The sequence below is a fragment of the Shewanella sp. c952 genome (assembly GCF_019654975.1).
GTDB lineage: Bacteria > Pseudomonadota > Gammaproteobacteria > Enterobacterales > Shewanellaceae > Shewanella.
The window spans coordinates 1-26,123 of record NZ_BPEW01000045.1; the positions used below are offsets into that span (position 1 = coordinate 1).

The following is a 26,123-nucleotide window of genomic DNA, read 5'->3' on the forward strand; positions in this document are numbered from 1 at the left end:
TATTTAATAGCGACAATTAAAACTCAAAAGATCTAAATTAAAAAATACATCAAGCTTTATTTTTTAATTTGCAATTAAAGCGACCGTATTCATAAAAACTTTAATTTTATTTTCATTTTTTTCAAATCCTCCGCAAAAAAACCTGCGCCACGCAATAAAACACCATGAAAACAATGAAGAGCGCCATATACCGTCAATGGCACGCTAAAGGAAAAACCAACTTTGTTACACTTTGTATATAATTACACTGCATATTTCAATTATTAAAAAATAAAATATTGAATTACTCGCAAACATTAATATAAATTTCACAATAAATGGAACAAAATGTTTTACATGCTTGTTCATTGCGTGTTTAATTGGCAGCCTTAAGAATTAAAACAAAATAAAAAAAGAGTTGCCAAAGAGAATTAACTGAGGGTTATTAACAATTGAAACTACTAACTTATATATTAAACTGCTTATTAGTTATTTATATATCTCTCATAAATAGTGCAATGGCAGTGACAACAAACTACCAAACTCCTCTAGAGCAATCACAATGGTTATTTGCAGGAGACGTCTTTGGCTGCTCTATCACTCATAATGTCCAAAGCTTTGGTTCATTATCGCTGACGGTCATGCCTGGAGAGCCCTTGGCACTCACATTAGCCGCCGACTGGCTTAGCATGCACGACGTTTCGAGCCAAGCATCAGTCACTTATCCAGCCTGGAAAAGTCAACACACGGCCCCTGTAGCAGCAACATCGCTCCAGTGGCAGGGAAACCAGGCTCGCAGTCAGCAATCTATTGCACCATTTTTGGAAGCTCTAGAGCAGGGTTTAGCTTGGAAAGTGAAGGTATCAGTCAAAGATGGCAGCCAGTACAGCGTCGACTCAGCACCGGTTGCAACCAAAGCCGTCGCTAATCAATTTCGTTTATGTAGACAAAAACTGCTACCGAAGCCTTTTAGCTACGTACGTCGATTAGATCTCATGTTTGATACCAGCTCAAGCCGTCTCAATTCAGCCCAAAGCACAGACCTATTCGCGGTATATCGCTACATACAAGCTGACCACTCAATTGCAGAGGTGCTTATCGATGGTCATGCTGATGCTTCAGGTGATCGCATCGCCAACTTAGTTCTAAGTAAAGAGCGTGCCGATGAAGTCGCTTCAATGCTCATAGAGCTTGGTGTTCCGGCAAAGATGATCCAAGTCAGACACCATGGTACCCGCGCACCAATATCCAGTAACAATAGCCGTCAAGGGCGAGAGTTAAATCGCCGAGTATCGATTCGTTTAGTGAAATCTCAAACGGCCTCCACTACGGGAGCATCCCTATGAACCGTTCGAGTTTAAGATTTGTCGATTCAAAGTTACCAGAATCAAGCCAAACAAAGTTGGCACTGCAAGGGTTCAACTTTTGGCAGCAAGATAGTCAGAACCAGCCGTGGCTAAGTTTGGTTAACTTGTCTAACTGTGACAACAGTGAAGTCGCTCAACGCTTACGTCAGTATCCGGGTAAACATCAGGTTGCTTTGCTTAACCCAGAGCAAACTGAACTTGCCAGTATCGCCATGCAATCGGGTATACAAGATTACTTATTGTTACCCATCGATGATGAACAGCTCAGTTCTCTGCTGCACAGATTGCGTCGTATGGAGTTGCCAGAGAATGATCTTGTTAGCGTTGCTTCTGAAAGTCGTCAGTTGTTGATGCTAGCTCATCGCGCAGCAGTTACTGAAGCAACCGTGTTATTAACCGGCGAAAGTGGCACCGGAAAAGAACCGATAGCGCGCTACATCCACCGCCATTCCAATCGAGCCAAACAACCTTTTATTGCCATCAACTGCGCAGCAATACCAGAGAGCATCTTGGAGTCGCTACTATTTGGTCATGTTAAAGGTGCCTTCACTGGCGCAATGAGCGATCAGCCCGGTAAGTTCGAGATGGCTAATGGCGGTACGCTGCTGCTTGATGAAATTGGTGAAATGCCACTGCTACTGCAAGCCAAGTTACTGCGAGTATTGCAAGAAAGAGAGGTAGAACGTCTCGGTGGTCACAAATCCATTACATTGGATATTCGAGTCATTGCCGCCACCAACAAAGACCTGCGCAGCGCGGTTCAAAATGGTCAATTTAGAGAAGATCTCTTCTATCGTTTAGATGTACTACCACTAAAAATCTTACCTTTGCGTGAGCGCCGAGAAGATATCTTGCCGCTCGCTGAGCACTTTTTACAAAAATACAAAATGCTCGCCGGCGAGCAGACTTGCTACTTCAGCGAACAAGCTCGCAGCCTATTGCTCAGCCACAACTGGCCTGGCAATGTGCGTGAACTAGAGAACACTATTCAAAGAGCCTTGGTGATGCGTAGGGGTCAAGCACTACAGGCCGCCGAACTTGGTCTAGTTGATCAAGATTCCCAGCCTTATGCAGAGCAAAGTGAGCAAGGCCTTAAAGCATCGAAGCGCCGCGCTGAATTTCAATACATCATCGACACCCTGAGACAGCACAATGGTCATCGCAATCAAACTGCTGCCGCATTGGGAATGACGACAAGAGCCCTCCGCTACAAGCTAGTACAGATGCGCGAAGAAGGTATTGATATTGATCAGATCCTTGCAGAAATAGGCCAGGCGGCTTAACCACTTTTAAAAGAAGAGAACACTCATGTCCAATGCAATGTCAATAAGCGCCGATTCAATGATGCAACAACTTAGTGTCCACAGCGAGATGGCTAAGGGAGCAATCAAAATCAGCCCAAACCCAGCAGATTCAGGCTTCGAAGCGCCCTCTTTTACCGATCTAATGCAAAATAAAGTGTCGGCGATAAATGCCGATCAGAATGCCTCCTCAGCATTAATGCGCGCAGTAGACAGTGGTGCAAGTGATGACTTAGTGGGCGTAATGGTTGCTTCGCAAAAAGCCAGTCTCTCATTTTCAACCATGATTCAAATTAGAAACCGCTTAGTGCAAGCATTCGATGACGTCATGAAGATGCCAATCTAATGAAGCAAATACAACAAAATCAAAGCAGACATTACCACCTAAATACTCAAGTGATATTTTCGGGGAAGGATAACTAGACTATGTCGACAACTATAACAGCCGAGGCATCCACACCTGAACCGGCAAACAACAATGCAGCTCTCAATACGCTCAAAGATAAATGGCGAGATTTTAATCGTGGTGACCGACAAGCAGCCGTACTTGCGGTTTTTGCCATCGTAGCAGCTTGCGTCATTGTATTGATGTTGTGGAGTGCCAGCCAAGGTTATCGTCCTTTATACGGTAACCAAGAAAATGTTGATACCGCGCAAATCATTGAAGTATTAGAGGCTGAAGGGATCAGTTATCGCCTTGATGCCAGCAGTGGTTTAGTGCTGGTTGTTGAAGACAAGCTCGGCCAAGCACGCATGCTACTTGCCGCCCGTGGTGTTAAAGCTAAAGTTCCATCAGGCATGGACTCATTAGAAAACTCAGGTATTGGTACCAGCCAATTTATGGAGCAAGCCAAATACCGTTACAGTTTAGAAGGCGAGCTATCGCGCACCATCATGGCACTTAAAGCGGTAAGAAGTGCACGAGTCCATTTAGCCATACCAAAGAAAACCCTATTTATTCGTCAGCAGCCAGAACTGCCCTCAGCGTCTGTAATGCTAGACCTCTACTCAGGCAGCAACATTCAACCAGAAAACATCGAGTCTATCGTCAATTTGGTTGCAGGCAGTGTCACTGGGATGACACCAGAACGGGTACAAGTTGTTGACCAAAACGGCAACCATTTGAGTGCCGGTATCAGTGCCAATCAAGACATCACTCAAGCTAGAGACCGACAACTTAAATACACCCAAGAGTTAGAGCAAAGTTTGATCGGCCGTGCCTCAAGCATGTTGCAACCGATACTGGGTCAAGATAATTTCCAAGTACAGGTCTCTGCCAAGGTTAACTTTAACCAAGTTGAAGAGACCAAAGAGTCACTGGATCCGGTATCAGTGGTAACCCAAGAAAATCAAAGCAGCAATGAAACCAATGCCGACATGGCACTGGGTATTCCAGGCGCACTAAGCAATCAGCCACCCACTGCGACTCCGGAAGAGAGTAATAACCGTCGTAACATCAATCAAAAAGAGAGTCGACAGTTTGATGTCGGTCGCTCAGTAAGGCATACCCGTTTTCAACAGATGCAACTCGAAAATCTATCGGTTTCTGTACTACTCAATAGCCAAGCAGCAGGCACAACGGGCTGGACGCAACCACAACTCGATCAACTCAGTAGCATGGTGCAAGATGCCATTGGCTTCTCTCAAGCGAGAGGCGATCAGTTCAGTATCAATAGCTTTGAATTTGCACCTATTACCGTCGCGCAATTTGAGCCAATGCCTTGGTGGCAAGGTGAAAGCTACCAAGCTTATTTACGTTACTTCATCGGCGCTATCTTAGGGCTGGGAATGATCATCTTTGTTCTACGACCGCTGGTTTCACACCTTACGCGCACCGTTGAATATAACCTCAAAGATGATGGCACGGCTATAGAGCCCAAGCGCATTCCACCCGCAGAGCTTGCCACTACAGAGCTTGATCGTAAAGCCAGCACTCAAGACGACCCACAGGCTTTAGCCGACAAATTAATGGGGCTAGACAAAGACCCAAGCCACGGAGATTGGAACTCAGATATCGGCCTACCAGCAGCAGGCTCACCACTGGCAGTCAAGATGGAACATCTAAGCTTACTTGCAAATCAAGAGCCCGCAAGAGTGGCAGAAGTGATTGGCCATTGGATCAGTGATAAAGATGAGCATTAAACCTAAGCCCGATGCCATTTTATCTAATCGTATTTTAGCTTTGAATATAGGTAGCCCGAACTGTGAATAATAGCGACCCCGTAATCAAGATGGATAACCTAGATCAAGCTGCCATGTTACTGCTTAGCATGGGAGAAAAAGGTGCCGCCCATGTTATGGCGCACTTAGATCGCAATGACGTACAACACCTGAGCCACAAGATGGCTCGCCTCTCTAGCATCACTCAGCATGAGGCAGAAGCAGTGTTGGGGCGTTTTTTCAAACGATATCAGGAGCAGTCAGGCATCGCTCGCGCATCACGATCTTACTTACAGAAAACCCTCGACTTAGCATTAGGCGACCGGGTAGCAAAGAGTCTTATCGACAGTATTTATGGCGACGAAATTAAAACCTTAGTTAAACGGTTAGAGTGGGTAGATCCTCAACTACTCGCCCATGAGATCTCTAATGAGCACAGCCAATTGCAAGCAGTACTATTAGGGCTACTACCAGCAGAAAGCGCTGCGCAGGTGCTACAAGGTTTACCGGAAGCCGGTCAAGATGAAGTACTCGTGCGTATTGCTCAGCTAGGGGATCTCGATCGAGAGGTCGTTGATGAACTGCGCCAACTCGTCGAACGCTGCATGTTGATGGCAATGGAGAAGAGCCATACGCAAGTCAGCGGTATTCGCCAAGTGGCTGACATTCTCAACCGTTTCGATGGTGATAGAGAGCAGCTGATGGAGATGATAAAACTGCATGATAAACAGCTCGCTAATAACGTCGCCGATAATATGTTCGACTTCATTATTCTAGGTCGACAAAAAGCAGAGACACTACAAGAGATCATGGCTGCCGTGCCTGCTGATGTGCTGGCTCTAGCGCTTAAGGGAATTGATGCTGAACTTAAATCAGCACTACTGGAAGCCCTGCCTAAACGTATGTCTTCGGCAATCGAAACCCAGATAGAAGCTATTGGTACAATTCCATTAAGCCAAGCAATTGCTGCTCGCAAAGAGATAATGGAAATTGCCAAACAGATGATGGATGAAGGCGATATCGAGCTGCAATTATTTGAAGAACAGGTGGTTGACTAATGACTAGTGCTATCGGAAAACAGCTACCTCACTGGAGACTGACCGGCGATCATGCTCGCAAGCATCGTTTCTCGCCGCTAGTCACTCCTGAAAATAACCAAGAGCAAAGTGAAGGTAGCTGGCAGGACTTTCAGCAGGCCTTTGACAAAGGTTATGACGAAGGGGTGCAAAAAGGTCACCAAGCTGGCTTTGAGTCTGGCACCGAAGAGGGGCACCAATCAGGTTATGCCGCAGGCTTTAATCAAGGTCGAATTGAGGGTCAGCAAAAAGGCAAAGACAGCATAGACACCGACCTCAATAATATGATCGCCCCATTAGGCGCACTTAAGTCACTGCTTGAAGAGGGCCATGCCCAGCAAGTCAGCCAGCAACAGTCGTTGATTTTAGAACTGGTAAAACGCGTGTCACTGCAAGTCATCCGCTGTGAATTAACCTTACAACCGCAGCAGATCCTCGGGTTAGTCGAAGAGACATTAGCCGCCTTGCCAGATGATCCCACCGAAGTAAAAATCCATTTAGAACCGAGTGCCGTCAACAAACTCCGCGAATTAGCAGCCGATAAGATCCAAGATTGGAGCTTAGTGGCTGATGCTAGCATTAGTGCCGGTGGTTGCCGTATTGTGAGTGACACTTCAGATGCAGATGCCTCTGTTGAAACCCGACTCAACACCTGTATGGCGCAAGTAGAAGAACATCTGCAACAAACAGTCGCTGACAATGTCACCCCCGCTGAGGCTCAGGTTGAAACTGCATAGTAATATTCTTGACTGGCCTAGCGTTCCAGTCGCACAGGTTTATGGTCGCTTAACGCGAGTTAATGGCCTGCTGCTCGAAGCAGTAGGTTGCCAACTAGGTACCGGCGATCGCTGTTATATCGAATGTCGAGACAACCACAGAGTTGAAGCTGAAGTCGTCGGCTTTTACAAAGATACTCTGTGCTTAATGCCAATCGAACCGACACATAGCCTGATGCCAGGGGCGCGTGTGATGCCAATTGAAGGGCGCTACCAAATCCCCTCAGGCCAAGGTTTACTCGGTAGAGTGCTAAATGGCCTTGGCCAACCACTAGATGATCTCGGCTGTATCAAGCATATGCCCCATGTGCCGCTGCAATTTAAAACCACCAATCCCTTATTACGTAAACCAATCAAAGAACCACTCGATGTGGGCATTAGAGCCATCAATGCACTGCTCCCGGTTGGCCGCGGACAACGCCTAGGACTTTTTGCAGGTTCAGGAGTCGGTAAAAGTGTCCTGCTAGGCATGATGACCCGCTTCACCGAAGCAGATGTCGTGGTTGTAGGTTTGATTGGTGAACGTGGCAGAGAAGTTCGCGAGTTTATCGACGATTCTCTCGGAGAAGAGGGGCGTAAACGTGCGGTTGTGGTTGCCGCCCCTGCCGATACCACACCACTGATGCGTATGCGCGCGATGCGCTTATGTCATCAAATTGCTGCAGCCTATCGCGATCAAGGCAAACAGGTATTGCTACTAGTCGATTCATTGACTCGCTACGCCCAAGCTCAACGAGAAATAGCCTTAAGTTTAGGTGAGCCGCCCGCCACTAAAGGTTATCCGCCCTCGGCGTTCGCCCAGCTGCCAAGCTTGGTCGAGATGGCAGGCAACAGCCAACACCCTACAGGAACACTAACCGCGTTCTATACCGTACTCACCGAGGGTGATGATCAACAAGATCCTATTGCTGATTCAGCTAGAGCGATCTTAGATGGTCATATCGTTTTAAGCCGAAAACTGGCCGAACAAGGTCACTTCCCAGCGATAGATATTGCCGCTTCGGTAAGTCGACTAGCGACCCAAGTTGCAAGTGAAGAAACACTACATCAAGGACAGTGGTTTAGGCATATTAATAGCCGCTATAACGAGATCCGAGACCTTCTGCCGCTAGGTGGCTATCAAGCCGGCCATGATCCAGAAATGGATCTGTCGGTCAGTGCTTACCCACACATGGCCACCTTCTTAAAGCAATCAATTTCAGTTGCAGCCGACCATGCACACAGTATCGATGCACTCGCTCAGCTAGTGAATAGCATGGGATATACCCCAGCCAATACGGAGCCGTCATGAAACAGTTATTAAGGCTTTGCCAACAAGAGGAGAAAAAGCTGGGTCAGTTAGGTCAACAGCGCAGTGAAACCCAATGCCGAATCGACTCCGTGTCGCAACAAAAACAGCTATTAAGCCAGATGGTAAAAGAGTATACCGAGCTAAGTTGCAACGCACTGTCACCAATAACGCTGCAAAATAGCGCCCAGATGATAGAAACGATTGCACCAATGCAAAAGCAGCTGACTCGCAAGCAGTTATTACTGCAGCAGGAACATCAAAGAATGGATACTTTATGGCGCCAACAACTGGGGCGTCAGCAAGGGATAAAGTGGCTATATCAAGAACGAAAACAGCAACAGCAAGCCCACTTAGAGCGGCAAGAGCAAAAGCAACAAGATGACCTTGCCAGTCGTTACGCTCTATCGTGATTGATCTTTATGAGGTCTAACCGTTAACTCTAATTTGAGGTTGCTTTAAAACGTGTTTACCTTTGGATAAAGGTGTATTTAATCACCAGCAGTGGCTGCTGAACAGGGTATCCGAATGTCGTGAATACATGGTCGATGATATTCCCGACATCATTATGACATTTCCCATATCCCTATGGGTCAAATGTGTAGCAATGACCGCATGTGCAGACACTGCCGTGACACGCTATAAATACATCCCTGTAAGCTCGGCCATGACATCCCTGTCATAGACGGTCACGACCGTGCCTACACTGGGTAACTGGTGTTTCAATTTATACCTTTTCGGTTTGATGCTTAACGCGGAAATGCCCCTTTATGTGTTTCAGCAGCGCTTCACATGATTAAAGGTGAGCAAGTTTTACCCTAGCAGAGCTAATGATGAAAAATGCTCTAAAGGCGAGGGCAAATTAAATGATCAACTGCACCTGTTTTGCTAAAGCTGACTACTTATTGCTTCGGCCGGACTTTTTAGGGCTAGATTTAGTTTTCCTTCTCCTCATAACCCAAGCTGTTTTGGTTGCTCGCTGTTGGAGTGAAAACTCATAAACAATTTCTTCATATGTCAGGCCAGGCGATAGGACCGGAATACCTTTTTTTATGAACTTTGCTCTAAGACCTTCCTCCCCCCCCTTAGGCAAGACTACTGCAACTACATCAACGGGCTCAAATTCCAAGCCTCCAACTATTCGCCACTCCCGCTCCCAGCTGAAGTCGTAGGCCTCATGCATGGCATTTAAGAATGGTAATAACCTACAAACTTTCCCTTTATCGAATCCATTCTTTTTAACTATTTCAAACAGCTCATCTGCAGCATCCCGCACTTCTCTGTTGCCACCGTATGAGTTGATATTTATCACTGGTTGAGCACCGTTCTCTACTATGAACTCCCGGCGGAAAACAAAACCATAAGGCTGCAGCTGCACTTTTCTGCCACGGATATGTTTGGTAAGTTGATGCAGTTGAGTTAAAGGCACTTCTGTAAAGCAGGCAACGTTGTATCGAGCTTTGTACCTATCAGGAATCTCTTGTGAATGCAGGCAATGAGGGGCGTAAGCCTCAATGATCATATCGGCCAACATCGATTTAAAATTCTCTGGTGCAGTATATCCACCGTCAGAGGAGTCATTTCGAGTAAGGTGGATAACAAATTGCGAAAGGTCAGCTCTCCCCTGTATAGCCTTATCTTTTGACGCCAAATATAGCCCCTATCAATAAACAAATTCAGTTGTTACCAACCTACTCTAATGTCAATCTCATTGCATCCTCACCCCTACTATTCTTTTAAAAACAGAAAGTGAAAAAAGCCGGGAATAAAGGGCGGAGCTAATTATAGCTTCCAAGTAAATTAAGATACTTCTTCTAATTCAAGTTCGCATAACTAGAATCATTACTTTAAATGATTTTTGTCCAATAACGAGTTGGGATCTAATATTAGCTACTCACTTGCTTTGAGCTATGCAAGCTTCTAAATCATGGATAATTTAGTAGAGCCTATAGGGATATATTTACGGCGGCTTGCAAAAGCTCTAGGCAGGTGAAATGCATATGATTGCGATACATTCTCTTGACCTACCTTTAAACTTTTGATGATGACTCGCTTTTATCCAAAAAGTCAGCAGGTATGCTGACTCACGATAAACTATCGTGTATCACCGTAGTCTACCGAAGGCTGCTCATCGCGTTGCAATAGCTGATTAATCACCTCCTGCTGGCCTACCAATAGCTTGCCGTTGGATTCATTCATCTGCTTGCTCTCTTTGACCAATGAAATCAAATTATTCCACAACATCGACACTTGCTCTGACAAAGGTTCTGGTAATCGCTCAATCAAAGAGCGCATTCCACCGGCTGTCGCTTCAAAGCCTAAAGACTTGAGCATACTGCGGCGCTCACCAGCTTTTATCATTAGGTTATGGCACAAACGAGACTGGTGCTCATTGTGATGATGTAAGCCTTGATTATCTCGACTTTGCATCAGCTCTCGCTGACGTTTTAACAAACTTTTAAGTTGTTTATATCCATCAATATCTTGGCGGATCCCGCGTACGATACCTTGAATAGTTTCTCGCTTAGTACTCTTGCTGATTGGCTCAACCATGCTGCAATACCATTGCGTCTGCGACTTTATCAAGATTGAGATCAAAATTGCCGTCAATCAAACTTTGCCTCACTTCAGCGACCTTATTCATATCGACATCAGGTAGTTGCTCAAGCCGTGACTTAGCATGAGCAATAAGCTTGCAGTCATCGCTGACTACCGCTGCTGCCTTTGCAACATCAGAACTTGGCTTTAAAGGCTGGACAGTGCCTCTGTTGCTCTTGCTTGTGCCCATTTCAGTGCTCATTGCACTATTAATTTTGTTAATTTCCATTTGGCTCGCCTTCAAATACGCCCACTATAGGAAGTAAAGCGACTGAGCAAATGCAATTCTGAAGGGAAAACTGGAGTTTTTTTTAACCAAAGCGCAGATATCTTGCGCTAAGGGAAAATGCGAGCATAAATAGCCTTCAAAACAGGGTAGCGACCCGCCCTTTAGCGATAGGATAAGCGGAGATGACTTTGCCAGAACTCAAGTTACGCACTCGAATGGCTTCCCCCTCACCGCCCGCTTCTAGTGCCTCACCAGGCATATTGGCGTAGAAACCATTACTGCGCGCCTCGATAATAACCTTATCACCAATATTGACCCATTGAGGCTTGCCAAGTTGCTGGGCTTTTATAACACGATGACGGCGCAATTTACGCACCACTTGCTGACCCACAATCTGGTCAATATCGGTAACCAAATCTCGATCTGAAACCGACAGTTTGACCAGCTGCCACTCAATATCGGAGGCCAAAATATGTTCGCCACGCTTAATCGCTCGCTTGGCAACAGGTAAGCGGGCGCTTACGTTAACCCCTGCCCTAACATAGAGACTCCACCGAGGTTGTTGACAACTCACCTTGCGCTGCACATTGCCAAGCGGCACCGCACTCCCGCCTTCTATCACTAATGTTGTCTTACAGGATTTAAGCTTACTAGCGCCCGATGCCAACTTAACTTTAACCTTGCTATTAACCTGCAACAGGCCTGCCTGTAGTTGCCATTCTTCTAGCTCATTAGTGAGGCGTTGGCTGAGTTGCTGCTCGATCTGTATCGGCGCAGTTATCGCCTCTTGCGCTATAACATGCTGCGGAAGTAAACAGGAAAAGATGAGGAGGAAACAGGAAATGTAGGTTCCGTTCACTAACAATGAAAACAAGTAAGGCATTGATAATCCTAAGCTAATACTGTTGGCACACTATTTGGATAGATAGGGAATAACTGAATTGTATTAACCATACTAGGAGTCGCAATGGCTATCAACCTCGAAGCCGCATTAGGCATTCATCCGCAAACATTAGATTTCAGGGTCGAGCGTAGCAAAATGCTAGCGGGCAACTTAGCCAATGCCGAAACTCCTGGTTATAAAGCACGAGACCTCGACTTTAAAGCAATGATGAGCCAGCTCAACGCTGGAATGCCTGCCAGTCGAGAATATCAAGAAAGCTACCGTATCCCATACCAAACCTCAGCGGATCAAAACACGGTAGAACTGGGTAAAGAACAAGCACGGTATTCACAAAATGCCATGGATTATCAAACTAGCCTGACATTTCTCAATATGAAAATTTCAGGTCTACGCTCCGCTATCGAAGGTCAATAGGCAACATTATGTCATTTTCAGAGATTTATCAGATTGCCGGAGCCGGCATGAATGCACAAACCATTAGGCTCAACACCGTTGCCAGTAACTTGGCAAATGCTGGTGCGGCTGCAGAAAGCCCAGACCAAGCGTTTCGTGCACTTAAACCTGTGTTCTCAACTATCTACAAGCAAACACAAGAGGGGCAAGTGGCTGGGGCTCACGTTGAAGTATCCGCAGTGGTCGAAACCGATGCACCATTGGATTTACGTTATGAACCCGATCATCCCTATGCTGATGAGCAAGGTTACGTTGCCTATTCAAACGTTAATACCGTTGAAGAGATGGCTGACATGATGGCTGCTAGCCGTTCATTTGAAACCAGTGTCGAAGTGATGAACCGCGCTCGCTCTATGCAGCAAGGTTTACTGCAGCTAGGAGCCAAATAATGAATGTTACTTCAGCCAGTAATGGTAGTGATGTCGCTAACTCAGCAGATGTTATGAACTCTCCCGGCAATGATGCGGCGGCGATTAAAAATGAGTTCATGACCTTGATGATTGCGCAAATTAAAAACCAAGACCCAACCAATCCAATTGATGGCACTGAGTACGTGACACAACTCGCTCAATTCTCTCAAGTAGAGAGTTTAGAGCAGATGCGCGCAAATCAGTCTTCACAAATGGTGATGATGGAAAACCTTGGCATAGTGCAGTCAGCCAATCTTGTAGGCAAAAATGCCATGGTGCCAGCTTCTGAGTTCAGCATCGATGACACCCCGTTAGACGGCAAAGTGTACCTCGGCAGTGCGGTTGAAAACCTCAGCATTGACCTGGTCGATGAATTTGGCGATGTGGTGCACACCATTGAGCTGGGTTCACAAGAAGCTGGTGATACTGCATTCACTATTGACCCTGCAGCCCATGGCCTTGCACCCGGTGATTACAGCGTCGTCGCCAATACCACTAACGGTGAAGATACCGCTACCGCAGACACCTTCATTAAAGCCGAAATCGAAAAAATACATTTTGTCAGCGCCTCTGGAATGATGATGGCAGAGCTTGGCAATGGTCTAGGCACGCTGTCAGTGCTTGAAATCTCCGAAGTCTCATAACTTGTTAGCAAAGGATTAATCGATGTCTTTCAATATTGCGTTAAGTGGCCTACAAGCGACCACACAAGATCTAAATACTATCAGTAATAACATTGCTAACTCTTCAACTGTCGGCTTTCGCAGCGGGCGCAGTGAGTTTTCAGCTATCTATAATGGCGGACAAGCTGGCGGTGTCAATGTGATGTCCACCAGCCAAAACTTCTCTATGGGTGGCAGCTTAACTTATACCGGTCGTCAGCTTGATATGGGGATCCAAGGAGACGGCTTCTTTGTGCTTAGCAGCCAAGATGGTAATACCATGTATGCTCGTGCGGGGATGTTCAACCAAGATGCCAATGGTTTTGTGACCGACCCGGCGGGCAATCGTCTACAAGGCTATTCAGTCGGTTCAACAGGCAACTTGCAAACAGGTAATGTTACCGACTTACAAGTTGAAGCTGGTGCCCTTCCCGCTAAGGCAACGTCTACTATCGGGCTTATCTCAAATTTAGACGCGCGCGTTGATAGCATCGATACTGTCGCTAATCCATTCGATCCAGACAATGCCGCCACTTACCACTCATCAAGCACCGTTGCTGCCTATGACTCACTCGGTAATGAGCATGCGCTGACTCAGTACTATGTCAAAACAGCCGATAATACTTGGTCTGTTCACTACATGATGGACGACGTTGATGTGACTCCTGCTGGCGGACATCAGCTGACTTTTGACTCTGACGGTATGTTAACCGGTGGCGATTCACTGAATCTCAACATCGCCGACCCTGCCATTATTGGTGGTGCATCCACATTGAATTTAGCACTGGGTTACGACAAGAGCACTCAATATGCCTCTGACTACAATAACTCAAGCTTGAGCCAGAACGGTTATACCTCTGGTGAACTCAACGGTATTCGTTTAGATGAAAGCGGTATGCTTTTTGGCACTTACACCAATGGTCAAGAGCAGCTGCAAGGCCAAGTAGTATTAGCCGACTTTAACAACCCCAACGGGCTTATTCCTGTGAGCAATAATGCATGGACTGCGACCAATGCTGCAGGCCAGCCAATCGTTGGCACACCAACTACCGGCACATTGGGTTCAGTCGCTTCAGGTTACCTTGAAGGGTCAAATGTCGATACTACCGCAGAGATGGTGAGCTTGATGACTGCCCAGCGCAACTATCAGTCAAACGCCAAAGTGCTCGATGCAAACTCAACCATGCAACAAGCCTTGCTCAACGCAATCTAGGGATCATTCATGGACAGAATGCTATATACCGCAGCAACTGGCGCCGCCCGAGTGATGGAAGCACAAGCCATTCGCGCTAACAATTTAGCCAATGCTGACACCACTGGCTTTAAAGCGGATCTTGAACGTGTCAATGCCATGACCGTGGCAGCCACAGGCAACAGCCTGCAAACTCGCGTACTGGCTCAAACTCAAAGCAGTGGCTTTAGCCAGCAAAGCGGTGCACTCAATCCTACTGGCAGAACCTTAGATCTGGCGATTAATGACGCTGGCTTGTTTTCAGTCATGACCGATGATGGCGAAGGCTACACCCGCTCAGGTGCGATCGTGCCCGATGCTAATGGTCAATTAACCTTAGATGGCCGCCCTGTTGCAGGTGTCGATGGTCCTATCGTATTGCCAGAGTACCGCGAACTCTTCGTGGGTGACGATGGCAGGCTAAGTATCGTTGCCGATGAAAACGGCATCATCGAAGAGGTGGGCCAGTTAAAGCTGGTCAACCCTGACATGGACATCATGACTAAAGGTCTCGACGGCCTGCTATACACCCAAGATCGCCAACCATTGCCCGCCAACGATGAAGTGACCGTGAGTAGCGGATTTCTTGAAGCAAGCAACGTGCAAGCTGTAGGCGAACTCATCGCTGCGATGGATCTAAGTCGACAATTCGAAATCCAAGTCAAACTAATGAAAAGCGCCGAAAAACTTGCAGAAGCAGGCAATAGGCTACTTAGAGATGCCTAGCGCAAATATAAAGGATTAAACAGATGCAATCAGCACTATGGGTCAGCAAGACAGGTTTGACCGCCCAAGATACCAAAATGACCACCATAGCCAACAACTTGGCTAACGTTAACACCACAGGTTTTAAGCGCGACCGTGTCGCATTTAACGATCTGTTTTATCAGGTACAGCGCCAACCAGGTGGCCAAGTTGATGAGCAAAATGAACTACCTTCAGGCCTGCAGTTAGGTACTGGTACACGAGTTGTCGGTACCCAAAAGGTATTTACCTCTGGCGACATGCTGACCACTAATCAACAGTTAGATCTTGCGATTGAGGGTCAAGGCTTTTTCCAAATTGAAGAGTCAAATGGCGACATCAGTTTCTCGCGCGATGGGCAGTTTTACCGTAATAGCGACGGGCTAATGGTGACCTCCCAAGGCTTACCGCTAGTACCAAATATTGAGATCCCAGAAGAAGCGCTCACTATCACCATCGCAACCGACGGCATCGTTTCTGCGCAGATGGCTGGCCAAGCGGATTCACAAGAACTAGGGCAAATAACCTTAGTTAACTTTACTAACCCAGCAGGGTTAGAAGCTCGCGGTAACAACTTATACCGTGAAACAGGAGCTTCAGGTGCAGCCATTGAAGGCGTTGCAGGCGACCAAGCACTCGGTCAAATTCGTCAAGGTGCCTTAGAGGGCGCCAACGTCAACGTAGTGGAAGAGATGGTGGAGATGATTTCAACGCAACGAGCCTACGAGATGAACGCCAAGGTGGTTTCAGCATCTGATGACATGCTCAAATTCCTAAACCAAGCCTTGTAATACTTGCTTAGGCAGATGGCTCAGATAGCGCTTAGCTCAACTAATTGACTCGAAAAGGATCACCATGCAACAACTACGGATAGGGTTTGGAATCGCAATGCTTGTGCTACTTTCAGGCTGTGTCGCGCACTTTCCTGAGCCAGATACCCAGCCTGGGAAACCTGAGTGGGCACCACCAGAAATTGACTACAGCCTACCCGATGCTAAGGATGGCAGCGTTTATCGCCCGGGTTTTATGTTAACCCTGTTTAAAGATAAACGTGCTTTCCGTGAAGGCGATATCTTAACTGTTGCCTTGGATGAAAAAACCTATTCAAGCAAGCGCGCTGATACTAAAACCAATAAAGCCAGCGGTCTATCTATTGACGGCCAAGGTACCACAGGCAGTAATAATGTTAGTGGTAGTGGCGAAGCCAACATGGGACGCACCTTTAACGGTACAGGTTCGAGTACTCAGCAAAACCAGCTATCAGGCTCTATCACTGTTACCGTTGCTAAAGTTCTGCCCAATGGCGCACTACTAATCCGTGGTGAAAAGTGGCTGCGACTCAATCAAGGCGATGAGTACTTACGCCTACTCGGTTTGATCCGTACCGATGATATTGGCAATGACAATACAATTTCATCGCAACGTATTGCCGACGCTCGAATCATCTACGGCGGCCAAGGTGCGATCTCTGATAGCAATCGCATGGGTTGGGCGTCACGCTATTTCAATAGCCCTTGGTTCCCATTATGAAGCATGATCTTAATCGCCAAAACCAGGGGATATAACATGGGTAGAAGTAACCACTTTTTAAACGACAAATTACTCACAGCGATGCCACACTTTTCACTGCAGAGTTTTACCAACTCATTGTTTCGAAAAAAACGTGCTATTCACGTCGGTGATAGTTTGATTGTCGCGTTAGATGAGAGTGTTAAGTCAAATCAGAAAGCGGCTGCGATGACTAAAAAAAATAGTCCAGAAGATTCAGACTTAACTCGTCAGCAAAACCTACTCACAGGATCAATAACCGTTAGAGTCGAACAAATCCTGCCTAGAGGCATTCTGCTCATACGCGGCGAGAAGTGGCTACAGCCTGCTAAAGGTGACGAATATTTACGCCTGCTAGGAACCGTCACCCAAGATAATATCAGTTACGGCAATACCATCTCATCGCAATGCATTACTGATGCAAGAATTATTTATAGCCACTCAAGTGCAACGGCAGAAGACTGCCGTCAGTATTGGACATCACGCTATTTTAGCAGCCATTGGCAACCACTATGAGTCAGGATATGAACAACCAAAATTCAAGGTACGTGAAATGAACAAAACCCCCTTATTCCTCTTTGGTTGCTTATTAGCTATCACGCCGCTTTTTAATGCTCAAGCAGCGGTACAAAACCGTTACCTGATGGATATTGTCGATGTGCAAGGGATCCGTGAAAACCAACTAGTAGGTTACGGTTTGGTGGTGGGCTTAAATGGCACGGGTGATAGAACCCAAGTTAGGTTTACGAGTCAGTCGATCGTTAATATGTTGAAACAGTTTGGGGTGCAAATCGATGACAAAATCGACCCTAAACTGAAAAACGTGGCAGCCGTAGCAGTACACGCTACGGTGCCAGCTCTCGCCAGCCCAGGACAAACGCTCGATATCACCGTCTCTTCATTAGGTGATGCAAAGAGTCTGCGCGGCGGCACACTACTTATGACCCCGCTGCGCGCTGTTGACGGTGAGATCTATGCGGTGGCTCAAGGTAACTTAGTGGTCGGGGGCGTTTCAGCCCAAGGTCGCAACGGTACGTCGGTGACGATCAATGTCCCCACCGTCGGTAATATTCCTAATGGCGCACTATTGGAAGCATCAATGCACAGTAACTTTAACGAAACTGCGCAGATCGTCCTCAATCTTAGAGCGCCAAGCTTTAAAACGGCACGTAATATTGAGCGTGCCATCAACGACCTTTTTGGTCCTAGTGTTGCTGAAGCTGATAGCAGCGCCAAAGTCTTAGTGCGTGCGCCAAACTCAAATCGAGAGCGAGTAACGTTCATGTCGATGCTTGAGGAACTGCAGATTGAGCAAGGACGAAAAGCTCCTCGCGTTGTGTTCAATAGTCGCACAGGTACGGTGGTCATGGGTGGCGATGTGGTGGTACGAAAAGCCGCCGTTAGCCACGGTAATTTAACCGTCACCATTGTAGAGCAAGAGTTTGTTAGCCAGCCTAATGGCGCATTTTTGGGCCAAGCCCAAGGCGAAACCGTGGTGGTGTCAGATAGCCAAGTCGGCATCGATACCGGCAATGGCCATATGTTTGTTTGGCCTGAAGGCATTGCGCTCAACGATATCGTCCGCGCAGTAAATAGTCTTGGTGCCTCGCCAATGGATTTGATGGCCATTCTCCAGGCACTTAATGAAGCCGGCGCCCTTGAAGCTGAACTGGTGGTGATCTAATGAAACTAGACAATAACCATAGTTATCTCAATCAACTTAGCGCCTCCGAGCTAATTCAAGCCAATGGTGAACACGGCGCACTTAAGTTAGTCAGCCAACAGTTTGAAGCCCAGTTCCTGCAAACGGTACTGAAGCAGATGCGCTCAGCGTCAGATGTCATGGCAGATAAAGATAGTCCCCTCTCTTCCCAGAACAATGGCATGTACCGTGATTGGCATGATGCCGAGCTTGCTGGGCGACTCAGCCAGATGCAAAGCACCGGTCTTGCGAGCGTAATGAGTAAACAATTGGAGGGCGCACTTAAGTCTCAGCCAGAGATGGTCGCTTCTAATAATCATACAACTGCAAATGCCAATACCACCGCAATGCAACCAGCACTTATTGTGCCGTTCATTCCCAAGGTAAACGAGTAGTAACGCCAGCGGCAGCGATGCCGCTAATGACAAGATATAAGGACACAATATGAGCATGCTCAATATTGGTATGTCGGGACTCAACGCCAGTATGGCGGCCCTTAATGCCACCTCGAACAACGTTGCTAATGCCATGGTGCCTGGTTACTCGCGCCAGCAAGTCATGATGAGCTCTGTAGGTAACGGTGTTTACGGCAGTGGCTCCGGGGTGATGGTAGACGGCGTGCGTCGTATATCCGACCAATATGAAGTTGCCCAGTTGTGGAATACCACCAGCAACCTAGGATTTGCTAAAGTGCAATCCAGTTACTTTGGTCAAGTGGAACAAGTATTCGGCTCTGAAGGCAATAGTATCTCTGCCGGGTTAGACTTGTTATTTGCTTCGCTTAACTCTGCCATGGAGCAACCAAACGAAATTGCTTACCGTCAAGGTGTACTCAATGAAGCAAGAGCCATCGGCCAAAGGTTTAACTCTATCAGTGAAGGCGTTAGCTCTCAGATCACTCAGGTCGAAGGTCAGATTGGCGCTTCAGCCAAAGAGATTAATGCCCAACTAGAAAGCATCGCTAAATTCAATGCCGAAATCCAAGCGGCAAACGCCAATGGTAATGTGCCTTTGGCGCTTCTTGATGCACGTGATGCGGCTATCGACGACCTATCTGAGATAATCGATGTTAAAGTCGTTGAAGGGTCTAATGGACTGGTGAATATCTCGCTGGCACAGGGTCAACCTTTGCTTGCTGGAACAACAGCATCAAAAATTCAAGTATCACCCGATCCCGCTAATCCGCAATTTAGCCAGATTAGTATCCAGTTCGGTCAATCTAACTTTCCTCTCGATGAAAAAGCCGGTGGCAGCTTAGGAGCGTTAGTTGATTACCGCGATAACAGCCTAGTTGATTCAATGGCTTTTATCGACGAGCTTGCCAAAACCATCGCAGATGAATTCAATGCGGTACTTGCTGGCGGAACGGATCTGAATGGCAATCCACCCACTCAAGATCTATTCAGTTATGACCCAAATAACCCTGCGGGTAGCATAAAAATCACCAACGGCTTTAATGCTGATATGTTGGCATTTGGTCAAGATGGCACTCCCGGTGACAACAGTAACCTCAAAGAGCTAGTGGAATTAGCAAGTGCTAACTTTACCTTTAGCTCTCTTGGCGTTGATACCACCATGGGAGATGCCTTTGCCAGTAAAGTGGGTGAATTAGGTTCAGCTTCTCGCCAAGCGCAAATGGCAGAAGACACAGCCGTCAAACTGCAAATGGAAGCACAATCACAATGGGCAAGTACTAGTGGGGTAAACATGGATGAAGAGGGAACGAACCTCATTATCTATCAACAATCCTATCAGGCAAACGCTAAGGTCATTTCGACTGCAGATCAGCTTTTCCAGACCATTTTAAACAGTATCTAAGGATCTCTTATGCGCGTAAGTATGCTCAACCTTTACAGCAATAACTTGCAAAGCTTACAAAACTCAACGGCTGACATCTCTAAGCTAAACCAGATGATGGCGACGGGTAAGTCGATACTGCGTCCCTCCGATGATCCAATTGGATCGGTTAAGGTTATTGGCGGTCAGCGTGATTTAGCGGCAACTAATCAGTACATCAAAAATACTGAGTCACTGAGCACCAGTTTCAGCCGCGCCGAGACCTACATGTCGAGTATGGTTGAACTGCAATCTCGTATGCGAGAAATTACCGTGGCAGCAAATAATGGCAGCCTGTCGCCAGAAGATAGAGCAGCCTATGCCGCTGAGATGACCGAGTTGTTAGAAGCATTTACTGACACTGTGAATGCTAAAGATGAAGGTGGTAACTACCTTTTCTCAGGTAATCTCACCGACACAGCCCCTATTAGCCAAGATGCCAGTGGTAATTACGTTTATCAAGGTGATAATAATCATCGCGAAGTGCAAACTTCAGGCTCCTCTTGGATGACAGCTAATGTCACAGCATCGGAATTTATGTTTTCCAATGGTAGTGCCGATATCCTTAACCAAACCAAAGACTTTATCGCTGTATTAAACGATCCAAGTTTAGCACCAGGTGACCCCGCCTTTAGCCAAGGTGCAACCGACATGCTAACTAGTTTAGATGATACACTCACCAGTATTAGCTCTGCGATAACTGACATTGGTGGCAAACAAAATACCATTAGCCTGATTCAAACCTCCCACGAAGAGCGAGTACTGTTCAATGAAGAGGTTATCGGCGAAACGGAAGGGCTAGATTACGCCCAGGCCACTGCAGAGTTTAATCTAAAGCTAACTGCACTTAAGGTCACCCAGCAAACATTCGTGCAGGTGACGCAACTATCACTGTTTAACCATATGTAACAAGGTACCGCTAACTAATGCTCCATGGGATTACTGACACATTAAATATCCAGCAGCGCAGCCCAACGGTTGCGCCAGCCATGGGTGCCCAACAAGTACCTAATGAGCAACAGGTCGCAAATACCGCAGCAATTCCAACTCATCGACTTGAAAGTTATAGCAAGTGGGCAAAAGTGACTCAAGGGCAGCATAAAATCAGTGCCTCTCAGGTTGCAGAGCAAGGATTACAACAGGTAAAAGCGCTGCTTAAGCAACTGCATAACCAGGTAAAGCAGTCCCTTAGCAAGCAACAGAGTGTTCAGCAGCAAGCAAGAACAAAACAGTTGCAAAGCCAGCTTGCTCAGCTTGATATCAGCTACCAAAATAAGCCCTTGGTAGATCACCAACTCAACCTTATTTCCGCAGCAAGACCGGCAGCTAAACATAACTTCAGTTTAAAATCTGTCGACTTAAGTGTTGCCAAATTGCGTGATGAATACATTACCATTCAACTGGGCAGCGACAGTTCTAGGGTGTTGTTACCCGCCAATGAAAATGCCAACAATTTAGTGCAACACCTTAGCAGTGCGCTAAAACCTTTGGACATACAAGCTGCTGTAGATAGAAATGGCAAGTTCATCTTCCAAGGCAATAAGTCGCAATGGCAGCAGGTACAAGCTGGATTATTGATGACCGGGCAAGGGCAACGCTTACCCGCTGGTGAGGCGAGAAGCATTAAAGTAACTGAAGAACTCAATTGGCAAGATCCCAGAGAGTGGCGTTTTGGCAGCAACGAAGAGCTCAAACAAGCGATGGCAAAAATCGCTAAATCAATGCACAAAGTAGAATTGCAGTTACAGGAACTGGCTGAAAGTAAACAAAAGATCCAGCAACAACTGCAACGCATCAATAGCCAAAAACCAACGTCTGCCGATCTAGAGACCACCATGACTCAGTTGACGAACTTAATGCAACCCTTGCCTTTTAACTTACAAGTCACCTCTTTAATGGCGCAAGCTAATATGACCCGCACCCAAGTGTCCGCGCTACTAGCATAAAAAATAACGCCAGCAAGTCATCGCTGGCGGTCGTGATTAATTCATCAAAGTTAAGATTGCTGGCAGCTCATCAAAGCCGCATTTATCTAGCAGATCAACTACATACTTACTGAAGTTAGCTTTGTGTTGTCTACTTGTGTGATAAACCTGAAAACACATAATAATGTTATGCTCGGTCAGGCCTTGTTTATCAGCAGCAATAGCTGCGAGATAACTGCGCAACATAAAGTAATCAACCATCATCAACCTAAATGCTTCAGTCGGGCTTAACTTATCTACCTGCGGAAAGTTCATGTGGTAAAAATAATAAAATAAGTACCGATTGAAGAGATCTTGATGCTTCTCAAGCGCAGGCAGAGCATGTTGCTCCCAAGCATTATTAAGCTGCTTTACACTAAAGTTACCCTCTTCATCTACCACACGGCATACCGCTTGATTGATCACCTCAAACCTTGCTCGACCCCGAACAGGCTTATTGGTATTTAGCCACAAATGGATTGAGGTAAAAGCATGCATTTTCTGCAATTCTGTATCTTGATTAAAACTGGCAACATGGTGCTTTAATTCACCGTTATCGGCCAAAGTAAGCAACTGCTGAAACATCGTATCTATGCTGCTTGAATTTTGTACAAGCTGCTTTGCTGACTCAACTGTTTTCATTAGAATCCCAATTGCAGTCAAGCTATGGCTAATCTCTAACTTTTCATTGAGCAGCAGTTGAATAGAGTAATCATGTGCTTTTTGAGCCCATAAAGGGGTAACCTCAAACTGGTTTTTATGGGATACCGTCATACGTTCAAAATGAAATGCATTCGGCTTCAATAGAATCAACCGAGCAGCTTCAGGGCAAGATAGCGACAGGCTTTCATATCGATCACCATCCTTCATATGAGACATTCGTGGATAGGTCTTACAAGTGTGACTAAGCAGTGACTCACCTGCTTTGGCATGGATCTGACACAATTGCTTATCGTCTAAAAAGCCACAAGCTCCCTCTTGGTTTAGCACCGCTTTTGCCCATGCGTCTTCACTTTTCTTAACTTTTTTTAACGCCTTTTGCGCTAGTACTTTTAACTCAGAATTAGCGAGGGTCTTCTTGTAACTTTGCTTATCAATATAGATATTCCAACCATAACAGCAGCTGTCTTCACACTCACTACCGATACAATTAAATTGAGTAACAAAACTGGGTCTAACAAGTGACTTTTCCATGATCAGCCTCTTTTCATTTCAAGATGCTATAAAAAGGCGACTCTGTATGGGTTTTTCTAAAGTAATTTAAGCGCAAATTTCAGCTAAAACATAAAAAAGATCAAAAATAATTAACTCATATTTTCAATAGCTTAAATGAATACAGTTGAATAAATTTTATCTGGATTTTCAGTTTTGATTTTGGCTGTCGTTTTATCAATTGTGACACACAATAATTCTTCGAATGCCTAAAGGAATACACTATGTTATCAGTTCATACTAACTATGCTTCACTGGTTTCTCAAAACTCTGTAACTAAAAACAATGACTTACTAAGCAACGCTATGGAGCGTCTATCGACTGGTCTACGTATCAATAGTGCAGCTGATGATGCTGCTGGTCTTCAAATCGCAACTCGCCTAAATGCCAACGTAACAGGCATGGAAACGGCTAGCCGTAACGTCAACGATGCAACTTCAATGCTACAAACTGCTGATGGCGCACTCGATGAGTTATCAACAATCGCTAACCGTCAAAAAGAGCTTGCAACTCAAGCAGCTAACGGCGTGAACTCTGCTGAAGATTTGAAAGCAATTAACGCTGAATTCCAAGAGCTTACTAAAGAGATCACTCGTATTGTTGATAACACTGAATACTCAGGCAACAAACTGTTTGATACATTGAGTGCTGGTGTTGAATTCCAAATTGGTGCAGGCGCAACTGAACAACTTTCAGTTACTGTAGCTAAAGCAGACCTTGCTGGTGTAACTGATGATATTTCAGCTGCTGGTGCAGCTAAAGGTGCTATCGATAAGATTGATACCTTTATCGACAAAGTGGGCACACAGCGCTCTACACTAGGTGCAAACATCAACCGTCTAGGTCACACAGGTTCTAACCTTGCTAACGTGACTGAAAACACTAAAGCCGCTGCTGGCCGCATCATGGATGCTGATTTCGCTGTTGAATCTGCCAACATGACCAAAAACCAACTATTAGTACAAGCAGGTACAAACATCCTGTCTTCTGCCAACCAAAACACTGGTTTGGTTATGGGTCTATTGGGCTAAATCTTCCTCCCTCCCAATTTTCTTCAAAGGGCCTTTTGGCCCTTTTTTTATTTGAGCTCCCTCTTCAGAACCGCCCCACTAATGTCGCCTTATTAACACTATACGATTGGCTCTTTAAAGCGATTTTAAAAGCGGAAGTATAGCTTCCCTAGTGTCACGAACAACGGAAATACATTCGCTTTCAGCACATTGAACATATTTTAAAACCTTTTAAAAACATACGATTAACCTTTGGCACAAACATTGCCATACCAGTTAGATTGGAGGAGCGTAATGATTTCAGGAATGAGTGCAGCAACATTTGCAGAGCAGCTTATATCGGCTGAGCGCATGGGCAAAGATCAACTTTTTAAAACCAGTATGACCAAGCATCAAAATCAACTTGACGCATATGACATCTTAGAAAGTAGCCTTAAAAGAATGACCAGTAAACTTGAAGCGATTAATGGGGATGCTTTCGAAAGTAAAACCTCATCAATCAGTGATGAAAGTGCCTCAATTACAGTCGATAGCGATGCACCTGCAGGCACTTACGATCTTTATGTTAAGCAGCTGGCGCAATCTCACCAACTGTCCAAAAGTTTTGCCAGTGAAACCGAGGTGCTGCCCACTACAGGCGTACTAAGTATTCAAGTTGGGCCCAATGCGGCAGATAGCATCGATATTGATATGGCAGTACTTAATGCTGATGGTACTCGCACCGTCGCCGACCTTAGAGATGCAATCAACAACCATGCTGACAATCCAGGAGTACAAGCTTCATTAGTCAGAACCGGCGGCCAAGTAGAGCTGATGATGACATCCAAAGAGTCAGGAGCCGTCAATAGTGTCGATGTCAAAATGGATGGTGTCGACTGGGGCATGACCGAAAGAAAAGCAGCTCAAGATGCCGAAGTCACTCTAAACGGCATTGATATAACCAGCAGTAGTAATTATTTGGGTAATGTTATTGATGGTGTGTCTATTGAGTTAAATCAGGCCCACGCAATCGGTGATAGCAGCACCATTAAAATTGAATCCGACTCCAGCTCTAGTGAGCAAGCGGTCGAAGACTTTGTTGACTCTTTCAATGAGCTAATGGAGCAAATCAACCAACTCACACGCTCCATGGGAAGCTCAGTTGTTGATGAAAGCAACAAAGATAAAGAGGACGATGACAAGGATAAAGATGACGACGATGAAGATGCTCCCTCTTCAATCACAGAAGATCAACTTGGGGTATTAAAGGGCGACTCCAGCTTAAGAATGCTGCAAAACAGTATGCGCAATAGCGTATTTGAAGCCGCGCCTAATGGCATGCGTTTGTCTGACGTAGGTATCGAGATGACCCGCGACGGCAAGCTAAGTATTGATGAAGACAAACTTAGCCAAGCACTCAAAGATGATCCCGATGCGATAAAAGAGATGTTCACCGCCAGCGGCAGTTATGTCGATCGAATTGACACCATTATCGACCCATTCACTAAGTCTAGTGGTTACTTAGATCTAAAACAGAGCAACCTAGACAAACAGATCGATAGAGTCGAAGACAGCATGTCTAGACATGACTATCAAATGCAACAGCGCTATCAAATCTATCTATCTCAATTTACCGCAATGGAAAACACCATTAACCAACTTAATTCAGCCAGCGCGCTGTTTTATTAAGGAAG

Annotated in this window: 28 protein-coding genes; 23 read left to right on the forward strand and 5 right to left on the reverse strand. The window is 46.0% G+C overall.

The genetic code is table 11. The features are described from left to right. Positions 1-497: 497 nt before the first annotated feature. From K5R16_RS19870 to K5R16_RS19905, 8 genes are all read left to right on the forward strand, one after another. On the forward strand, positions 498-1,325 hold the full coding sequence (locus K5R16_RS19870) for an OmpA family protein (protein WP_259649946.1): 828 nt from the start codon (positions 498-500) through the stop codon (positions 1,323-1,325). Beyond that, positions 1,322-2,629: a sigma-54-dependent Fis family transcriptional regulator gene (locus K5R16_RS19875; protein ID WP_220739839.1), complete on the forward strand. Its 1,308-nt coding sequence runs from the start codon at positions 1,322-1,324 to the stop codon at positions 2,627-2,629. The genes K5R16_RS19870 and K5R16_RS19875 overlap by 4 nt, the downstream gene beginning before the upstream one ends. Positions 2,630-2,654: 25 nt before the next feature. Continuing rightward, on the forward strand, positions 2,655-2,993 hold the full coding sequence (gene fliE, locus K5R16_RS19880; RefSeq protein WP_220739841.1) for a flagellar hook-basal body complex protein FliE: 339 nt from the start codon (positions 2,655-2,657) through the stop codon (positions 2,991-2,993). Between the two features lie 80 nt (positions 2,994-3,073). Beyond that, positions 3,074-4,789 (forward strand): flagellar basal-body MS-ring/collar protein FliF, encoded by a 1,716-nt coding sequence (gene fliF / locus K5R16_RS19885; protein WP_220739843.1) that lies wholly within the window; start codon positions 3,074-3,076, stop codon positions 4,787-4,789. 89 nt (positions 4,790-4,878) lie between these two features. Beyond that, a complete protein-coding gene (locus K5R16_RS19890) occupies positions 4,879-5,865 on the forward strand; it encodes a flagellar motor switch protein FliG (RefSeq protein ID WP_248976411.1) in 987 nt (328 codons plus the stop codon). Next, positions 5,865-6,620: a flagellar assembly protein FliH gene (fliH, locus tag K5R16_RS19895; protein WP_220739846.1), complete on the forward strand. Its 756-nt coding sequence runs from the start codon at positions 5,865-5,867 to the stop codon at positions 6,618-6,620. Before K5R16_RS19890 ends, fliH begins: the two co-directional genes overlap by 1 nt. After that, on the forward strand, positions 6,583-7,950 hold the full coding sequence (locus K5R16_RS19900) for a FliI/YscN family ATPase (protein WP_220739848.1): 1,368 nt from the start codon (positions 6,583-6,585) through the stop codon (positions 7,948-7,950). The genes fliH and K5R16_RS19900 overlap by 38 nt, the downstream gene beginning before the upstream one ends. Continuing rightward, complete coding sequence (locus K5R16_RS19905) at positions 7,947-8,360, forward strand: hypothetical protein (protein WP_220739850.1); 414 nt, start codon at positions 7,947-7,949, stop codon at positions 8,358-8,360. Before K5R16_RS19900 ends, K5R16_RS19905 begins: the two co-directional genes overlap by 4 nt. Before the next feature lie 485 nt (positions 8,361-8,845). On the opposite strand, the gene K5R16_RS19910 is transcribed toward K5R16_RS19905, so the two are convergent. The 4 genes from K5R16_RS19910 to flgA all read right to left on the reverse strand — a co-directional run bounded on the left by K5R16_RS19910 (position 8,846) and on the right by flgA (position 11,657). Continuing rightward, positions 8,846-9,598 (reverse strand): hypothetical protein, encoded by a 753-nt coding sequence (locus K5R16_RS19910; protein ID WP_220739852.1) that lies wholly within the window; start codon positions 9,596-9,598, stop codon positions 8,846-8,848. Positions 9,599-10,041: 443 nt separating this feature from the next. Next, positions 10,042-10,500, reverse strand: coding sequence for a flagellar protein FlgN (locus K5R16_RS19915; protein ID WP_220739854.1), 459 nt, complete (start codon positions 10,498-10,500; stop codon positions 10,042-10,044). Continuing rightward, a complete protein-coding gene (flgM, locus tag K5R16_RS19920; RefSeq protein WP_220739856.1) occupies positions 10,493-10,774 on the reverse strand; it encodes a flagellar biosynthesis anti-sigma factor FlgM in 282 nt (93 codons plus the stop codon). The genes K5R16_RS19915 and flgM overlap by 8 nt, the downstream gene beginning before the upstream one ends. A gap of 136 nt (positions 10,775-10,910) precedes the next feature. Continuing rightward, positions 10,911-11,657: a flagellar basal body P-ring formation chaperone FlgA gene (gene flgA, locus K5R16_RS19925; RefSeq protein ID WP_220739858.1), complete on the reverse strand. Its 747-nt coding sequence runs from the start codon at positions 11,655-11,657 to the stop codon at positions 10,911-10,913. 84 nt (positions 11,658-11,741) lie between these two features. Here flgA and K5R16_RS19930 point away from each other — a divergent pair, with 84 nt between their 5' ends. The 13 genes from K5R16_RS19930 to K5R16_RS19990 all read left to right on the forward strand — a co-directional run bounded on the left by K5R16_RS19930 (position 11,742) and on the right by K5R16_RS19990 (position 22,210). Continuing rightward, positions 11,742-12,092 carry a flagellar basal body rod protein FlgB gene (locus tag K5R16_RS19930; RefSeq protein ID WP_220739860.1) on the forward strand — a complete coding sequence of 117 codons (351 nt, stop codon included), beginning with the start codon at positions 11,742-11,744 and terminating at the stop codon, positions 12,090-12,092. An 8-nt stretch (positions 12,093-12,100) separates the two neighbouring features. Then, a complete protein-coding gene (gene flgC / locus K5R16_RS19935) occupies positions 12,101-12,520 on the forward strand; it encodes a flagellar basal body rod protein FlgC (RefSeq protein WP_220739862.1) in 420 nt (139 codons plus the stop codon). Next, positions 12,520-13,185: a flagellar hook capping FlgD N-terminal domain-containing protein gene (locus K5R16_RS19940; RefSeq protein WP_220739864.1), complete on the forward strand. Its 666-nt coding sequence runs from the start codon at positions 12,520-12,522 to the stop codon at positions 13,183-13,185. Before flgC ends, K5R16_RS19940 begins: the two co-directional genes overlap by 1 nt. Before the next feature lie 22 nt (positions 13,186-13,207). Further along, entirely contained in the window at positions 13,208-14,416 is a 1,209-nt protein-coding gene (gene flgE / locus K5R16_RS19945) for a flagellar hook protein FlgE (protein ID WP_220739866.1), read from the forward strand. 9 nt (positions 14,417-14,425) lie between these two features. Beyond that, complete coding sequence (locus K5R16_RS19950) at positions 14,426-15,160, forward strand: flagellar basal body rod protein FlgF (protein ID WP_220739868.1); 735 nt, start codon at positions 14,426-14,428, stop codon at positions 15,158-15,160. A 23-nt stretch (positions 15,161-15,183) separates the two neighbouring features. After that, positions 15,184-15,969: a flagellar basal-body rod protein FlgG gene (flgG, locus tag K5R16_RS19955; RefSeq protein WP_220739870.1), complete on the forward strand. Its 786-nt coding sequence runs from the start codon at positions 15,184-15,186 to the stop codon at positions 15,967-15,969. Positions 15,970-16,033: 64 nt separating this feature from the next. Next, positions 16,034-16,708, forward strand: coding sequence for a flagellar basal body L-ring protein FlgH (flgH, locus tag K5R16_RS19960; RefSeq protein ID WP_220739872.1), 675 nt, complete (start codon positions 16,034-16,036; stop codon positions 16,706-16,708). A gap of 36 nt (positions 16,709-16,744) precedes the next feature. Next, a complete protein-coding gene (locus tag K5R16_RS19965; RefSeq protein ID WP_220739873.1) occupies positions 16,745-17,242 on the forward strand; it encodes a flagellar basal body L-ring protein FlgH in 498 nt (165 codons plus the stop codon). Between the two features lie 37 nt (positions 17,243-17,279). After that, positions 17,280-18,410: a flagellar basal body P-ring protein FlgI gene (locus K5R16_RS19970; protein WP_308440853.1), complete on the forward strand. Its 1,131-nt coding sequence runs from the start codon at positions 17,280-17,282 to the stop codon at positions 18,408-18,410. Continuing rightward, positions 18,410-18,823, forward strand: coding sequence for a rod-binding protein (locus K5R16_RS19975; protein ID WP_220739875.1), 414 nt, complete (start codon positions 18,410-18,412; stop codon positions 18,821-18,823). Before K5R16_RS19970 ends, K5R16_RS19975 begins: the two co-directional genes overlap by 1 nt. 49 nt (positions 18,824-18,872) lie before the next feature. Then, positions 18,873-20,246, forward strand: coding sequence for a flagellar hook-associated protein FlgK (flgK, locus tag K5R16_RS19980; protein ID WP_220739877.1), 1,374 nt, complete (start codon positions 18,873-18,875; stop codon positions 20,244-20,246). 9 nt (positions 20,247-20,255) lie between these two features. Continuing rightward, entirely contained in the window at positions 20,256-21,173 is a 918-nt protein-coding gene (flgL, locus tag K5R16_RS19985; protein WP_220739879.1) for a flagellar hook-associated protein FlgL, read from the forward strand. 17 nt (positions 21,174-21,190) lie between these two features. Next, the gene (locus K5R16_RS19990) at positions 21,191-22,210 is read left to right on the forward strand and encodes a hypothetical protein (protein ID WP_220739881.1); all 1,020 of its coding nucleotides are present in this window, start codon (positions 21,191-21,193) and stop codon (positions 22,208-22,210) included. Between the two features lie 36 nt (positions 22,211-22,246). Here K5R16_RS19990 and fliB read toward each other — a convergent pair whose 3' ends face one another. Continuing rightward, positions 22,247-23,422 carry a flagellin lysine-N-methylase gene (gene fliB / locus K5R16_RS19995; protein WP_220739883.1) on the reverse strand — a complete coding sequence of 392 codons (1,176 nt, stop codon included), beginning with the start codon at positions 23,420-23,422 and terminating at the stop codon, positions 22,247-22,249. Positions 23,423-23,664: 242 nt separating this feature from the next. On the opposite strand from fliB, the gene K5R16_RS20000 reads away from it, so the two are divergent. Both K5R16_RS20000 and fliD read left to right on the forward strand, forming a co-directional pair. Continuing rightward, positions 23,665-24,471 carry a flagellin gene (locus K5R16_RS20000; RefSeq protein WP_220739885.1) on the forward strand — a complete coding sequence of 269 codons (807 nt, stop codon included), beginning with the start codon at positions 23,665-23,667 and terminating at the stop codon, positions 24,469-24,471. 273 nt (positions 24,472-24,744) lie between these two features. Then, positions 24,745-26,118 carry a flagellar filament capping protein FliD gene (gene fliD / locus K5R16_RS20005; RefSeq protein WP_220739887.1) on the forward strand — a complete coding sequence of 458 codons (1,374 nt, stop codon included), beginning with the start codon at positions 24,745-24,747 and terminating at the stop codon, positions 26,116-26,118. Positions 26,119-26,123 lie beyond the last annotated feature (5 nt).